Origin of the sequence: Streptomyces sp. R-74717, from assembly GCF_047305335.1 — a bacterium.
Taxonomy (GTDB): Bacteria; Actinomycetota; Actinomycetes; order Streptomycetales; family Streptomycetaceae; genus Streptomyces; species Streptomyces atratus.
In genome coordinates this window covers 6808613-6823247 of sequence record NZ_CP102361.1, presented here as the reverse complement: position 1 = coordinate 6823247, position 14635 = coordinate 6808613, and the positions used below count along the sequence as shown (strand labels likewise).

The following is a 14635-nucleotide window of genomic DNA, read 5'->3' as shown; positions in this document are numbered from 1 at the left end:
CCATGCACACACGTCTGAACCAGGCTCAGCCCTATGCTCTCGGCCTGTTCCGGATCGTCGTAGGCCTGCTCTTCGCCTGCCACGGCGCCGCCTCTCTCTTCGGCGTCCTCGGTGGCGCGATGGGCGGCGGTTCCATACCCGCCGGAACCTGGCCCGGCTGGTACGCGGCGGTCATCCAGCTCGTCGGCGGCAGCCTGGTGGTGCTCGGCCTGGGCACCCGCATCGCCGCCCTGATCTCCTCCGGCTCCATGGCGTACGCGTACTTCAAGGTCCACCAGCCCGAGGCGCTCTTCCCGCTGCAGAACGGCGGCGAACCCTCGGCCGTCTTCTGCTGGGTGTTCCTCCTGCTGGTCTTCACCGGCCCCGGCGCGCTGGCCCTGGACCGGCTGTTCAGCCGGGGCGGCGCGGAGAGCGACGGCGAGGACCGCGCACGCGAGCAGGCACCGGCCGTAACGGTCTGACGACCGGAGTGACGGCCCTGCCGACGGCCGTCACGGCCCGATCCGCACGGCACCGCCCCTTCCGCTCACGGGCCGTTCCTCACGTACACCCGGAACCTGGGCTTCCCATTTCTGGGTGTACGTGAGCTTTCCAACATCGTCCGTATTTGTAGATCACCGGATGAGCCTCAGGCGTACGCTGTACAGCTGGCCCTGCCGCTCCTGCCGCTCCCCTGCGACGTCGCGGCGTTGTTCCGGATCGGGGAGTAGTAGGTGCTTGAGAGTGTGGGTGCGCTGACCGGCAGCCCATGGATCTACGCCGTGGTCGCGGTCTCGGTGCTCCTGGACGTCTTTCTGCCCGTGCTGCCCAGCGGAGTCCTGGTGATCGCCGCTGCCACGGCAGCCGCCGGTTCGACGACCGTCGCAGGCGCGGCTTCCACGACGCACGGCGCCGAGCAGGTGCCCGAGGTCCCCTCCCTCCTCGCCCTGATCCTGTGCGCGGCCACCGCCTCGTTGCTCGGCGACCTCGTCGCGTACCGGCTGGCCTGGCGCGGCGGCGAGCGTCTGGACCGGGCCATCGCCCGCTCCCGCCGCCTCACCTCCGCGCAGGAACGCCTCGGCGCCGCCCTGGCCCGGGGCGGCGGCATCCTCGTCGTCATTGCCCGCTTCGCCCCGGCCGGCCGCTCGGTCGTCTCCCTGGGCGCGGGCGCCGCGCATCGCAAGGCGAAGGAATTCCTGCCCTGGTCGGCCCTGGCGGGCGTGGCCTGGGCCGGTTACAGCGTGAGCCTCGGCTACTTCGGCGCCCAGTGGCTCGGCGCGACCTGGGTGGGCACAGCCGTTTCGGTCCTCGCCCTGTTCGCGGCGGGCGCCCTGGCCGCGTACGTCATGCGGCGCCCGGCAGCGGAAGCCGCCGCCCAGGCATCGACCGCGACGGCCACTACGACGTCCTGACGGCACCCCGTATCTCCAGACCGTCCAGCAGCCTGGCGGTCGCCTCGGCGATCTCGTCGACGGCCCGGTCGAACACCTCCTGATTGTGCGCGGCCGGAGCCCGGAAGCCGGACACCTTGCGTACGAACTGCAGGGCGGCGGCCCGGATGTCCTCCTCGGTGGCCTCTTCGGGGAGGGCGGGCGGGCGAAGGGTCTTAATACTGCGGCACATGAGCCCAGTGTGACCCGAGCCACTGACAACGGGCGGGCGAGGGCGTGCGTCTGCGACAACGGGCGGGCGAGGCAAGCATCTGCCGATGACATCAGCCACGCATCGCTTCGCCCCCCGTTATCTTTTTCGCGGTCCTGCAATGGGGCCGTTGGCCTCCGGGCCCGGTATGACTGTGTCCCCTCTGTCGAAGCGATGACCTGGGGGGTGGTGTCGCCGGGTCCGTGGGGTGCCGTCGGAGACGCTGATGAGAGGTCCGGCCACCGCCTGGCCCGGTGCAATGCCGGGCAGCTCGCGGGCGGCAGGTCTGCATAACGTGGATGCGCGAGCACGGTGCCACCGCCGAGGCCGGCAAGGTCAACCACTTGGGAGGGGTGCGATGTTCGACACCGGCGATGTGGGCGTCTTCCTGGGCATGGACGTCGGCAAGAGTGCCCATCACGGCCACGGGCTGACCCCGGCCGGGAAGAAGGTCTTCGACAAGCCGATGCCCAACAGCGAACCGAAACTGAGGGCCGTCCTCGACAAGCTGACCGCGAAGTTCGGCACCGTGCTGGTGATCGTCGACCAGCCCGCATCGATCGGTGCTCTGCCCCTGACCGTCGCCCGGGACGCGGGCTGCCAGGTCGCCTACCTGCCCGGACTCGCGATGCGGCGGATCGCCGATCTGTATCCCGGCGAGGCGAAGACCGACGCGAAGGACGCGGCGGTGATCGCGGACGCCGCCCGGACGATGCCCCACACCCTGCGCTCGCTGGAGCTGACCGACGAGATCACCGCCGAGCTCACCGTCCTGACCGGCTTCGACCAGGACCTCGCCGCGGAAGCCACCCGCACCAGCAACCGGATACGCGGCCTGCTCACCCAGTTCCACCCCAGCCTCGAGCGCGTCCTGGGCCCACGACTGGACCACCGGGCCGTCACCTGGCTCCTCGAACGATACGGATCCCCGGCCGCCCTGAGGAAAGCCGGCCGCCGCAGACTCGTCGAACTCATCCGGCCCAAGGCCCCGCGGATGGCACAGAGGCTGATCGACGACATCTTCGACGCCCTCGACGAACAGACCGTCATCGTTCCCGGCACGGGCACCCTCGACATCGTGATCCCGTCCCTGGCCGCCTCGCTCGCAGCGGTCCACGACCAGCGCAGAGCGCTCGAAGCCCAGATCACCACCCTGTTGGAGGCCCACCCTCTTCACCCGGTCCTGACCTCGATGCCCGGAGTCGGAGTCAGGACCGCCGCCGTCCTGCTGGTCACGGTCGGCGACGGCACCGGGTTTCCCAGCGCAGCCCACCTCGCCTCCTACGCCGGCCTCGCCCCCACAACCAAGTCGTCCGGGACCTCGATCCACGGCGAACACGCACCACGAGGAGGAAACCGGCAGCTCAAACGCGCGATGTTCCTCTCCGCCTTCGCCTGCATGAACGCAGACCCCGCCTCCCGCACCTACTACGACCGCCAGCGCGCCCGCGGCAAGACCCACACCCAAGCACTCCTCCGCCTCGCCCGCCAACGCATCAGCGTCCTGTTCGCCATGCTCCGCGACGGCACCTTCTACGAGTCCAAAGCCCCCACCGCCATCCTGGCCGCATAACCACCCCAAAAACCCGCACACCCGGCACCACGTCCTTGACGAAGGACATAGAGGCACCCCCCCCGGTTCCGCTCACCTCACCGCTCACCGCTCCGTTCGACGGCGGGGATCTCGTACGTACCGTCGAGGATCTCCGGCCCCGGCGTATAGAGCCCGAGCACGGGCCGGAAGTCCCCGTCGGGCGCGGGCAGCCAGTTCGCCGCCGCATCCGGGTCGGCCGGACGCTCCCTCTGGATGTGAATCGTGAGCGAACCGTCCTCGCCGTGTACGAGACCAGGCGTACGGTCACCGATCGAGTACCGCGCGGCCGGGTTCTCGACAGGGCGGTGGTCCGGCAGGCCGTACGTGGTCACGGACCAGAACGCTTCGACCGGCGGCTGCCGCTCGAAGCGCAGCACATAGGAGTGGGCGCCGTTCAGCTGCTCACCGTCGGCGTCGCGGACGGTGTGGGCGTGCACCGCCTCGTACCCGTGGCTCCCCCACAGCGCGGTCCGTGCCGCCACCGCTCTGGCCGGATAGGAGGCCTCACGGTCAGCGATCCGCCACTCCGGGGAGTCGATGGCTCCGACGCCGTGCCAGTCGAGGTTGTAGTCGAAGAGATGCGGATCCATCTCCCAGCCCCCGCGCGCCGCCGCGGGCCGACTCGCCTCCTCCACCCGTGCCCTGCCCCGCGCGAGGCCCTCGGTCAGTGCGTGTACGAGGGCCGGGTCGGCGGACACGTACGGCGAGGGCCCCTCCTCCAGCAGCTCCAGCGGCTGGAACCGGTCCTGATACGCCTGGTCGGCCGCGGACGGCGGAAAGTCCGCCATCCAGACCCTGAGCTGCTCGAAAAACCTCAACGGCTCCGGTACGTCGGGGTCGGGCGCGGGCAGTCCCGTGCGATGAGTACCCGGTTCGAGATGGGTGAGGGCGAACTGTGCCTGAAGGGCGCGCACCCGCTCCAGGTCGTCCGGACCGTCACAGGCGTTGCGGCCGATGACAGAGACAACGGAGGTCGGTGCGTCGATCACCCCGCGCACCCCGTCGGGCACGGTGCCCGACCAGCCCGGCGGCACGACGAGCCAGTCCCCGGCCCCCGTACCGGTGGCACGGCTGCCGACGTACGCGAAGTTGTTGGTCCAGGCGTCCACGAACTGCAGCACGTAGTACGCGCCGTCAGTGTCGGGGACATGGAGCACGACCGGACCGCCGGAGAGGTCGAGGTGGGCGATCGAGTGGACGGTGTCGTTGCCGGCGGACACGAAGTGCGTGTAAGGGAAATCCGGTTGAGCGGAGTGCGCGAAGTGGTTGAAGGGGGTGGGCGGCAGCGGACCGAAGCCCGTGTGCATGAAGTCCCCTACTGCGGACAGGCCATGGACCAGCGGCCAGCCATAGACATACGCCTCGGCGGCACGAGCGACGAGCTCTTCCGTGTTCTCCTTCGACACCGCAGTCCTTTCACTCACTGCACCCGCTCACGGCAGGGACGGCGTGGGCCGACCTCTGCCCAGGAAGGCCGGGTCGGGCCCGTACACCCTGACGGTTCAGATGACCGCCTTCGAGCTCTCCGTGCACAGGGCCCAGATCACGAATGTGTCGATGGCGATGGAGATGATCGCCCAGACCGGCTGGTACGGCAGCCACATGAAGTTGATGACCAGGTTGATGGCGGCAAGCACGACACCAGTGACACGGGCCCAGGTGGCGCCCTTGAGGATGCCCCAGCCGACGAATCCGAGCAGGATGCCGAGGACGAGGTGGATCCATCCCCATGCGGTCACATCGAACTTGAACGTGTAGTTGCTGATGCGCGCGTAGACCTGGTCGGAGGCGATACCGCTGATGCCCTTGATCACTCCGAGAACGCCGTCGACGAGAAGCAGCACGCCGGCGAACATGATCCCACCGGTCGCCCAGGGGTTGATGCCTCCGGGTTCGGCGGAACGGGCCGGGCCATGCGTGGACGCTGTGTGTGCCATGGAAACTCCTTGGCCGGGGCGGGACTGCAAGACAGAACCGACCCTGCGCGGCGCCTTCCCGGGCGACCACCCGGACGCGCCCATACGGGTGACACACCCAGAAGGCGGCCGCGAAGTCGGGCAGCCGTGCGTCACGCGAGAGCCCGGCCGCGAACAGCCGGAGCTGAGCGGCCGGAGGGGCTGACCGGCGGGGGCTGCGGTGCCGGGGCCAGGACGCCGGTACTAGGGCGCCTGGAACCGCGACACCTTCGCGACCTTGCACGTGAGCTTGCCCGTGAATTTCCCCAGCCCCTGGGCCTTCCCCACGGACTTCTGCCCGGCATCCAGGTTGGACGACGACGCCAGCCCCTCGCCGTGGCGCGTACCGTCCCCGTCCACGAACTCCACGTTCACGATGTAGGACGCCCGTGCCCCGGAGTGATTCACGATCTCCACATCCGCCGCGGGCCACTGCGTCACCGAGTCCAGCTCACAACTGGTGATCCGCACATCGTCCTCGGCCCTCGCGTCCTCCGCAGCAGGCGGCTCGGTGGGTGCGTCGGACGCCCCGCCCTCCACGCGAGCACCGCCCTCCGTGGCCTCCACCGACGGAGGATTCGACTTGTCCGACGACGAGTTGCTGCCGATCGAGGTGGCGATCAGCACGCCGAGGGCCAGCAGAACAGCCACCCCACCCACCACGGACAGCGTGACGATCAGCCCGGTACGGGGCTTCTTCGGCGGCTGCGGAAAGCCGCCCGCTCCCGGGCCCGGCTGCGGCCACTGCTGGTACGGCGAAGGCTGTTGATCGGGCTGAGGCTGCGGCGGGTAGCCGTACGACATGGGTTCCCCCCACGGGATGGTGCGGATGGTGCGGATGTGAAGGAGACACGTTACGACGTGACCAGGGCTTGAGTCTCCCGTAGGGGGAGGTGTGAGAGTGGGGGCATGGACGGCGACGCGCTCTACTCGATCGGTGATCTGGCCAGGCGGACCGGGCTGACGGTCAAGACCATCCGGTTCTACTCCGACCGCGGGATCGTGCCACCGACCGACCGCAGCCCGGCCGGCCACCGCCGCTACGGCATCGACGCCGTCGCACGCCTCGACCTGGTGCGTACGCTGCGCGACTTGGGACTGGACCTTCCCACGATCCGGAAGGCCGTGGACCGGGAGCTCTCGCTCCCCGAGGTCGCCGCAGCGCACGCCGAGGCCCTGGCGGTGCAGATCCGCACTCTGCGCACGCGGCACGCTGTGCTGACGACGGTGGCCAAACGCGGGTCCACGCCCGAGGAAATGGATCTCATGCACAAACTGGCCAAGCTCTCGGAGGTCGAACGCCGACGCCTGATCGGCGATTTCCTCAACACCGCATTCGGCGGCCTGGACACCACCGCCGGGTTCACCGGAATCATGCGCTCGATGACCCCGGAGCCGCCCGGCTCCCCCGACGCCGAACAGGTGGAGGCTTGGGTGGAGTTGGCCGAACTGTCCCAGGACACCGACTTCCGCGCCGTGGTGCACAGCATGGCTGAGCACCACGCGGCCGAGCGCGCCCGGGGCGATACGACCGGCCTGCGCCGCGACGCCGCAGCAACGGTCCGCGCCCACGTCGCCCCGGCTCTGACGGCCGGTATCACCCCGACCTCGCCACAGGCGGATCCGATCGTCGAATCGGTCATGACCGAGTACGCACACGACATCGGCCACCCCGACGACCTCGCTCTCCGCCACCGGCTGCTGACCCTGTTGGAGACCGCGAACGACCCTCGCCGGCAGCGGTACCTGGAGTTGCTCGCAGTGATCAACGCCTGGCCTCCCCCGGACGACCCGGCACCGGCATTCACGTGGTTCACGCAGGCGCTGCGCGCCCGGCCGCAGGGCACCTCTGATGCGGCTGCACCGGGTCGAACCTAGACTGACGAAAGCCCGAAACATCCTGAATGAGGGGAGATGTGCAGCATGGCCAAGCGAGGAAACAAGCGCCGCGCCCGCAAGAAGAAGAACGCCAATCACGGCAAGCGTCCCAACGCCTGAGCCGACCGAGCAGACAGCCCGGGGGGACGCCGACTCCACGCTCGGGGCGTCCCGCCCGTGGCTGCAAGACGATGACGCTTGTCCGGAGTGCACGACCGGGACGGCGGGGACAGCCGCGAGTGAACAGCCGACCGTCCTGCTCATGGAGCACACCGGTCCACGCGACGGCGGCGGTCGGAACGGTCCACGAGCTCATGCCCCATCAGAACCACTGCTCCCGCCGGGTCGGGCCCGAGCAGGATCTCCGGCAAGCCGGTCCAGTCTGCGCTGTCGACGCCGGGCACAGCGCACGGCATGACAACGGAGTGACAGGGACACCACACGCGCAGGGTTGACTTTCGGCAGTGCCGGGATGCCCCTCGGCTGCGTACCGTCGTACGGGTGTACAGAGCAATGATCAGCGGTGCGGCGCGGCGGGCCGTCGAACCGGGGAGCCTTCTGACCGTTGTCGCGGCGGTCTGTGTCGGGCTGAGCGCCGTCAGTTCGTGGTGGGCCCTGCCCGCGGCAGCGGCGGCCTTCTTCGCCGGCCGGGAGCCGGGAAGGACCGGACCCACGGTCCTCGTGCTCGTCGCGGTCGTCGCGGGCGGAGTCGTGGCAGTGGCCCTGGTGCCCTCGTGGCTGCTGATGGCGGGGCGGTTCGTCGCCGTGGTGGCGGTGGCCGCGATGCTGCCCTGGTTCGCCGGGCGCTTCTGGCGCCAGTACCAGGAACTCGTCCGGGCGGGCTGGGAGCGGGCCGGCCGGCTGGAGCGCGAACAGCAGCTCGTCGCCGAACAGGCGCGTTCCAGGGAGCGGGCCCGGATCGCCCAGGACATGCACGACGTCCTCGGGCACGACCTCAGTCTCATCGCCCTGTCGGCGGGCGCCCTCAAGCTGGCCCCCGGTCTGGACGAGGCCCAGCGGACCGCGGCCGGGGAGATCCGGGCCCGGGCGGCCGCGTCGGTGGAGCGGCTCGGCGAGGTGATCGGCATCCTGCGCGAGGAGGCGGACGACGAGCCGCCGCAGCCGCCCGGGCCCGGCATTCCCCGGCTGGTCGAGGAGGCCGCAGCCGCCGGCCTCGCGGTCGCCCTGCGGATCGACGGCGACGCCGACGGGGTATCGCCACCGGCCGCACGAGCCGCCCACCGGGTCGTCCAGGAGTCCTTGACCAATGCGGCCAAGCACGCGCCGCACGCACGGGTGAGCGTAGAGGTGACGCACACCGCCGAGGAGACGACGGTCCGGGTACAGAACGGACGCTCGCCCGCGCGGGGCGGCCCGAAGGGCGTACCGGGCACGGGGCGAGGGCTGATCGGGCTCGACGAACGGGTGCGGCTGGCGGGCGGCACGTTCGAGCACGGGCCGTACGAGGGCGGCTTCGCGGTCACCGCACGGATACCGCGCACCCCGCCCGCCCGCCGCCCGGCCGCGGCACCCCGGGCGGCGGCTCCGGCACTGCCCCCGGAACACCGGCACGCCCGCAGCCGTGCCCGCCGGGCGCTGGCCACCGCGGTCGTGCTGCCCCTGGTGGCGTGGGCGGTGCTGAGTGCCGCCCTCATGGGCTGGGACATCCGCTCGGCCCGGCAGTCCGTGCTGGACCCGGGCGACTACGCCCGGCTGCGGGTGGGACAGGATCGGGACACGGTGAAACGGCTGCTGCCCGAGCGCCAGACCACCCAGCGGCCGGTGGCCGGGGAACCGAAGGGAGAAGACACCACGTGCGAGTACTACGCGATGACGGCGGACCGCTTCGACGACCGGTCCGGGGACGCCTACCGGCTCTGCTTCCGCAACGGCAGGCTGATGTCCAAGGAGGCCCTGACCCCATGAGTGCGCCGCGCGGGGAAGGGACGGTGAGCGGCCGGTGATCCGGGTGCTGATCGCCGACGACGAGCCGATGATCCGCAAGGGTGTGGGCTCCGTTCTGTCCACCGATCCGGAAATCGACGTCGTCGCCGAGGCCGCCGACGGGCACGACGCCGTGGAACTGGTCCGCCGCCATCGCCCGGCCGTTGCCGTGCTCGACATCCGGATGCCCGGGATGAACGGCATCGAGGCAGCGGCCGAGATCCGGCGCACCGTGCCGGAGACGGGGGTCGTGATGCTGACGACCTTCGGTGAGGACGACTACATCCTCCAGGCGCTCGGAGGCGGCGCCGCGGGCTTCCTGATCAAGTCGGGCGAGCCCGAGGAACTCATTGCGGGAGTCCGCGCGGTGGCCGACGGCGCCGCCTATCTGTCACCGAAGGTCGCGGCGCGGGTCGTCGCCCATCTCTCGGCGACCGGCGCGGGCGCTCTGGCCGGCCGCCGCACCGCCGCCCGGGAACGGGTCCGTGCGCTGACCGGCCGGGAACGCGACGTGCTGGCCTTCCTCGGCAGCGGGCTGTCCAACGGACAGATCGCCCGGCGGCTCCATGTGGTGGAAGGGACGGTCAAGGCCCATGTGAGCTCCATCCTGGCCAGGTTGGGTGTGGACAACCGTGCCGCCGCGGCGGTCGTCGCCCACGAGGCCGGGATCGTCGCGCCTGCCGAGCCGCCTCCCGAGCGCTGACGCCGCGGTCCGGGCCAGCGGCAGGAAGGCGAGCAGCACGGCCGCCGTCACCGAGCCCCCGAGGACCGCACCGGCCAGCACGTCGTGCGGGTAGTGCACCCCCACCAGGACCCGCAGCAGCGCCGCCGCGCCGGCCAGCGGAAGGGTGACTGCGGCGAGGCGCGGCCGCAGCATGGCCAGGCCCACCGCGAGGCCGGCGGCCAGGGTGGCGTGGTTGCTCGGGAAGGACCAGTCGCCAGGGGCCGGACACTCGGCGACGGCCTCCGCGCCGCTGTGCAGGACCCGGCAGGGGCGCGCCTCGTCCACCACCTGCTTCACGGCCTCGCTGACCGCGTAGGCCAGTACGGTGCCGATGCCGGTGAGCACGGTACCGGCGGACAGCCGGGTGTCCCCACGCCGTACGGCACTCCACCAGGTCCACACCAACAGCAGCCCGAGAGCCACCAGGGTGCCCTCGGTCGCCGCCTCCAGCAGCGGCCCAGTCCATGAGGGGCCGTCAGCCACCGCCCCGGTCACCGAACGGTACGCGGACGCGGACGCGCCGCCCGTCACCTCCACGGCTCCGGCCCTGCCCAATCCGCCCGGGGCAAGCCCCGCGACGACGGCCGCGCCCGCCCCCAGAACGACACAGGCGGCCAACGGCCGTCCGTTCCGGGCCCTGTTTCTTCCGGTTTCTCGCTTCATGGGAAGTGAACCTAGAAGCCCAGGGAGCGGCAGACCCGGGCCGAATGGCAGGTGCCCACCCCTGACGATCGTCGGGGGTGGGCCATGCCTGCGGGGGCGAGTTGGAGCCTCGCTGTCCGTCAGGACGGGCGACCCAAACGCAGATTCACCCGCCCTGCTCGGCTCGCTCATCCCTGACAGTGTCACCGGCCTGGACTTCGCCCTGACGGCCCTGGTCACCGTCCTCGCACTCGACGCCGTCCGGGACCGGCGCGACGACCTGCCCACCCCGCCCTCGCTCTCCTGAGCGCCCTGGCCGCCCGGCCGGTCTTCCCCGGCCAGATGCTCCTGGCCGCCTTCACCCTGTTCACCGCCGGGCTCCTGGTCCGCCACCTCACCGCCCCCAAGAGGCCCGCCCATGCCTGACACCCCCTACCTCATCGCCTCGGTCGCCGTCTCCGCCGCCGTCACCTGGACCCTGCGTGCCCTGCCCTTCGCCGCCTTCACACCACTGCGTGCGAGCAAGACCGTCCGGTACCTCAGCACCCGCATGCCCGTAGGCGTCATGGTGATCCTGCTCGCCCACTGCCTGCGCGACCTGCCCGTGACCGAGGCTCGGGCCCTTGCTCCCCTAACGGCCCTGGCTGTCACCGTCGGCCTCCTCCTGTGACGCCGCAACGCCCTGCTCAGCATCCTCTGCGGCACCACCACCTACGGTCATCCTCGCCGGCACGCTCCTCGCTCACTGACGCCCCACCCCCGGCACATCGCCCCCGCCAACCGCCTTGGGCCACCGGCCCATTGCCGGGACATCCCCGTTGTCAGCGACTGTCACCCGGCACAATCGCGCTCAGCGTGAGCACGTACAACTGTGATTCTGAGGTCTGCCGGCCTGGCAACACGGGCTGCAGGAATGAGCAACGGTTGCTGGTAGTTGGTGTGGTTGCTGTACTTCTCTGCTGTACTGCTGGCCCTGGGGGCGGACCGATACGGGGCGGTGGAACGGTGAGCGTTGGCGGTCTTGGAGTGCTGGGAGTCGTGGGCACGGCGGCCGATGGAATCGAGACGCTGCGGACCGGCCTGGTCGAGCCGGCCATGGACCTCGGCTGGCAGGTAGCCGTGACCCTGACACCGAACGCCGGCCGATGGCTGAGGGCAAGCGGTGAGCTCGAACGCCTGGAGGCACTGACCGGATTGCCGGTACGGGATAAGCCTCGCCTGCCGACTGAGCCGCGCCCGCACCCGGTTGCCGACTGCTATGTCGTCGCCCCGGCAAGTGCGAACTACGTCGCCAAGCTCGCGACGGGTATCGCCGACAACCAAGCCCTGACACAGGTGGGCGAAGCGCTGGGCACCATCGACGTCCCGGTAGTGGTGTTCCCTCGGGTCAACGCAGCGCATGCACGGCACCCTGCGTGGGACGGACACATCGAGATGCTGCGAAAAGCAGGCGTGAAGCTGCTCTACGGGTCTGATGTATGGCCATTGGACGAACCGCGTCTGGCCCCGGCGGATCGAGAGCCCCCATGGAACGCGATCTTGGCGTCCGCGAACCAGGGCTTCGTAAGTTGAGCCCGACCGATTTGAAGCCGTGCCACCTCTTGGAGAGCGCAGCCGCTTGAGGCCGCCGGCCAGCCGTCGCGCCGTTGATGTCATCTGGAGACGCAATCGCCTGATGACCACCGTCTCATCGCATCTATGCAGCAGGTGGATCGGTTGTCGAAGTCCCAGGTCAGCGCGATGGCCAAGCATCCCGATGAACAGGTAGCCGCACAGGTGGCCGCCTTCCGCAACCGGCCACTGGACGCCGCCGGCCCCCATGCGTTCGTCCGGGTCCACGCACTGACTCAGAGGGTTCGCTAGGGCGGCCGGATCATCAACGTGCACACGCTGATTGCGGTCGGCGTGAACGTCGATGGCACCGCGAGATCTGCGGCATCGACGTCGCCACTGGCCCCGACGCGGGCTGCGAGAGGACGATTCGGCGACCCTGATCGCCGGGTTCCGGGGTCATCTGGGGGACATGCACCGGCCTGGGCGCCCGGCCGGGAACGCTCGCAGCTGGCCGGCAAGCCGGAAATCTCGTCGCACGCCTCACCCCGACGGAGAATGTCGTGCGGCCGGCGTGCTGCTTCTCGTGTCGTCCTTCATCGGTCAGGCGACCGGCCGTTAGGCTCGCGTCGCCATAAAGGTCCCGATCTTCACGGAGGGCAGGACGACGAGGATCAATCGAGAGCGCCTCGTCAGAACGCTGACGTTCTGGCTGCGGCCTGCCTTCGCGTTGCGGGTCATCAACCGGTTTCAGAAGATCGTGGGTTTCGACCGCTCGATGGCCCTGGCGTCCAGCGCCTTGACGGCATTGGTCCCGCTCTCCATCCTCCTTGGCGCTGTCTTGAGCAACTTCGTGCACTACGACGCCGCAGAGCGGATCATCAAGCGCTACAACCTCACCGGAGCAGGCGCCACGGCAGTCAGTTCGCTGTTCTCTCCCACCGAAGCGACCAGCGCAAGCGTGGGCATCTTCGGGGTCGTGTTTCTGACGATCTCGGTGCTGAGTTTCGCGCGAGCCGCACAACGACTCTTCGAACAGGCATGGGAACTCAAGCCCCTCAGTGTGCGCAACACACGCAACGGCTTGTGGTGGATCCTCACTCTCGGTGGCTACGCAGTGGTCGCCACGTTGCTCTCCGCGGTCCTTGGCGGGGGCGCGCTGGGTCTGGCCGCCTCGGTGTGTGGGGTACTGGTGACCGCTGCATTCCTCGTCTGGAGCGGCCGGATCCTGTCGGCGAAGCGGATCAGCTGGCCGGATCTGCTTCCCTTCGGTGTCACCGGCGCCGTCCTGACGGCGGCCTATTCAGTGGGCGCAACCATCTACATGCCGCGTCTCTTCAACTCCTCCGCAGCACGCTACGGGGTGGTCGGTGCTGTTTTCGCGATGATCTCCGCCCTCTTCGCTGCCATGCTCGTCCTGGTTGCATCGGCGGCACTGGGACGAGAAGTACGAGACGAGCTCAGCCGGATCCGTCAGGGCCACCGCCCTTCCGACCATGAGGTCCGCCGGCAGTGGGACAGCGTGGTCGAGCAGACTCGGTCACGGTGGCGCACGGCACGGGAACAGGTCTCCCATCGCCGGACCAAGGGCTCGAACCATTGACGGGCACAGCCAGCCCCCGCCCGACACAGTCGAAGCGCCGCTTGCTCCTACAGAAAGGGCGGCGGAACGGCCTGTCCAACCACCTCGCCTGCCTGCGTGACTGCGGCCTGGTCGTCACCGTGCCCGTGAGCCGTCGCACACGCTATGAACTGACGGACGAACGATTGGACCACGCCCTGGATGACCTCCGCACCGCGGTGGTCACCGTCGAGACGGACCGCACCTGCCCCGATGCCGACAGGCCCTCGGCATCAAGAGCCCGTCGCGTGTCATGGCGGAGCTCGGCCGGTACTCCACCGAGGGCCCGGCCGTGGGCCGCACTGACCTGCGGGCCCGCCCGGGCCTGCGGGGAAGGACGGCCCCGCAGGGAAGGACGGTACGAACGGCCGCGATGGCGCCGACGGGCAGACCTGCCCGGACGGGGTACAGCCTCCCAGCCGTCGCCGACAGATTCCGATGCACTGGTCTGCCGCCGGGATGGCGCCTCAACACCCAGCCCTCCGAACCCGTCACCGGCCCCGACGCCGTCTGCAGTCGCTCTTCCACCGGATCGTCGGCGCCTGTAGCCGGGTGCCACGGTTGATGATGGGATCAACCTAAAATGCCTTGAAGGCTTGATTTATCCCATTGCGCACAGTAAGGGCACTTTGGGCCACTAATCTCGTGCCGTTCCACCTGGAACATTTCCTGACATGGAGGCACGGGTGTACTCGAAGAAGAAGATGCGGGCCACTGGGATCACGGTTGCCGGGCTGTGTGTTGCCGGGCTCGCCGTGGCTGGCGGGATGGCGATCGCCGCTCCCGCGGCAACGAGCTCCCAGGCCCCTCATGTCCAGGCCGGAGCTCTGATCAACGCTGATGGAACGGTCGTGCACTCCAAGGGCGTCAAAGCAGTGACGGTTGCGGCGCCTCACGTCTACTGCGTCGAAATCGGCAACGAAGACGTGGACCTGTCCAGGGCTATCGTGGAGGCCACTCCCCGCGACATTGCCGGCTCCACCATCCGGGCCGTCGCAGGCGGGTGCGCGAACGGAAAGGGCGTAATGGTTGGCACGTACGACGCCGCCGGTCATGGCAAGCCCAATGCGTTCTACCTGGCGGTGCTGTGAGCTGAACACGCCCTG

At 69.7% G+C, this 14635-nt stretch carries 14 protein-coding genes and 4 pseudogenes; 13 read left to right on the top strand and 5 right to left on the bottom strand.

Annotated elements, in window-relative coordinates; all coding sequences use genetic code 11:
• The first annotated feature begins 2 nt into the window (after positions 1-2).
• Entirely contained in the window at positions 3-461 is a 459-nt protein-coding gene (locus NRF20_RS31290) for a DoxX family protein (RefSeq protein WP_398631377.1), read from the top strand.
• A 252-nt stretch (positions 462-713) separates the two neighbouring features.
• Positions 714-1391 carry a DedA family protein gene (locus tag NRF20_RS31285; protein WP_398631376.1) on the top strand — a complete coding sequence of 226 codons (678 nt, stop codon included), beginning with the start codon at positions 714-716 and terminating at the stop codon, positions 1389-1391.
• Here the strand turns inward: NRF20_RS31285 and NRF20_RS31280 are convergent.
• Positions 1378-1602, bottom strand: a complete 225-nt coding sequence (locus NRF20_RS31280; RefSeq protein ID WP_114244326.1) for a DUF2277 domain-containing protein — start codon at positions 1600-1602, stop codon at positions 1378-1380. The two genes, NRF20_RS31285 and NRF20_RS31280, sit on opposite strands and share 14 nt — an antisense overlap.
• Positions 1603-1978: 376 nt before the next feature.
• On the opposite strand from NRF20_RS31280, the gene NRF20_RS31275 reads away from it, so the two are divergent.
• On the top strand, positions 1979-3193 hold the full coding sequence (locus tag NRF20_RS31275) for an IS110 family transposase (protein ID WP_413751981.1): 1215 nt from the start codon (positions 1979-1981) through the stop codon (positions 3191-3193).
• Positions 3194-3270: 77 nt separating this feature from the next.
• Here NRF20_RS31275 and NRF20_RS31270 read toward each other — a convergent pair whose 3' ends face one another.
• From NRF20_RS31270 to NRF20_RS31260, 3 genes are all read right to left on the bottom strand, one after another.
• Positions 3271-4620 carry a DUF1254 domain-containing protein gene (locus tag NRF20_RS31270; RefSeq protein ID WP_398631375.1) on the bottom strand — a complete coding sequence of 450 codons (1350 nt, stop codon included), beginning with the start codon at positions 4618-4620 and terminating at the stop codon, positions 3271-3273.
• A gap of 96 nt (positions 4621-4716) precedes the next feature.
• A complete protein-coding gene (locus tag NRF20_RS31265) occupies positions 4717-5151 on the bottom strand; it encodes a hypothetical protein (protein ID WP_398631374.1) in 435 nt (144 codons plus the stop codon).
• Between the two features lie 222 nt (positions 5152-5373).
• Positions 5374-5973 carry a hypothetical protein gene (locus tag NRF20_RS31260; RefSeq protein ID WP_398631373.1) on the bottom strand — a complete coding sequence of 200 codons (600 nt, stop codon included), beginning with the start codon at positions 5971-5973 and terminating at the stop codon, positions 5374-5376.
• A gap of 105 nt (positions 5974-6078) precedes the next feature.
• On the opposite strand from NRF20_RS31260, the gene NRF20_RS31255 reads away from it, so the two are divergent.
• The 4 genes from NRF20_RS31255 to NRF20_RS31240 all read left to right on the top strand — a co-directional run bounded on the left by NRF20_RS31255 (position 6079) and on the right by NRF20_RS31240 (position 9694).
• On the top strand, positions 6079-7047 hold the full coding sequence (locus tag NRF20_RS31255; protein WP_413753708.1) for a MerR family transcriptional regulator: 969 nt from the start codon (positions 6079-6081) through the stop codon (positions 7045-7047).
• A gap of 45 nt (positions 7048-7092) precedes the next feature.
• On the top strand, positions 7093-7167 hold the full coding sequence (locus NRF20_RS31250; protein ID WP_015034725.1) for a 50S ribosomal protein bL37: 75 nt from the start codon (positions 7093-7095) through the stop codon (positions 7165-7167).
• A 381-nt stretch (positions 7168-7548) separates the two neighbouring features.
• Positions 7549-8973, top strand: coding sequence for a sensor histidine kinase (locus tag NRF20_RS31245; protein ID WP_398631371.1), 1425 nt, complete (start codon positions 7549-7551; stop codon positions 8971-8973).
• A gap of 34 nt (positions 8974-9007) precedes the next feature.
• Positions 9008-9694 (top strand): response regulator, encoded by a 687-nt coding sequence (locus NRF20_RS31240; protein ID WP_114244331.1) that lies wholly within the window; start codon positions 9008-9010, stop codon positions 9692-9694.
• Here the strand turns inward: NRF20_RS31240 and NRF20_RS31235 are convergent.
• Positions 9671-10378 (bottom strand): annotated as a pseudogene (locus NRF20_RS31235) (phosphatase PAP2 family protein); the annotation flags it as partial. The gene NRF20_RS31240 and the pseudogene NRF20_RS31235 sit on opposite strands and share 24 nt — an antisense overlap.
• 397 nt (positions 10379-10775) lie before the next feature.
• Here NRF20_RS31235 and NRF20_RS31230 point away from each other — a divergent pair.
• The 6 genes and pseudogenes from NRF20_RS31230 (at position 10776) to NRF20_RS31205 (ending at position 14620) form a co-directional block, all read left to right on the top strand.
• Positions 10776-11106: pseudogene (locus tag NRF20_RS31230) on the top strand (branched-chain amino acid transporter permease).
• A 289-nt stretch (positions 11107-11395) separates the two neighbouring features.
• Positions 11396-11929, top strand: a complete 534-nt coding sequence (locus NRF20_RS31225) for a flavoprotein (RefSeq protein ID WP_398631370.1) — start codon at positions 11396-11398, stop codon at positions 11927-11929.
• Positions 11930-12064: 135 nt separating this feature from the next.
• Positions 12065-12318: pseudogene (locus NRF20_RS31220) on the top strand (transposase); the annotation flags it as partial.
• 368 nt (positions 12319-12686) lie between these two features.
• Positions 12687-13511: a hypothetical protein gene (locus NRF20_RS31215; protein ID WP_398631503.1), complete on the top strand. Its 825-nt coding sequence runs from the start codon at positions 12687-12689 to the stop codon at positions 13509-13511.
• Between the two features lie 62 nt (positions 13512-13573).
• Positions 13574-13750: pseudogene (locus NRF20_RS31210) on the top strand (ArsR/SmtB family transcription factor); the annotation flags it as partial.
• A gap of 465 nt (positions 13751-14215) precedes the next feature.
• Positions 14216-14620, top strand: coding sequence for a hypothetical protein (locus NRF20_RS31205; RefSeq protein ID WP_413753707.1), 405 nt, complete (start codon positions 14216-14218; stop codon positions 14618-14620).
• Positions 14621-14635 lie beyond the last annotated feature (15 nt).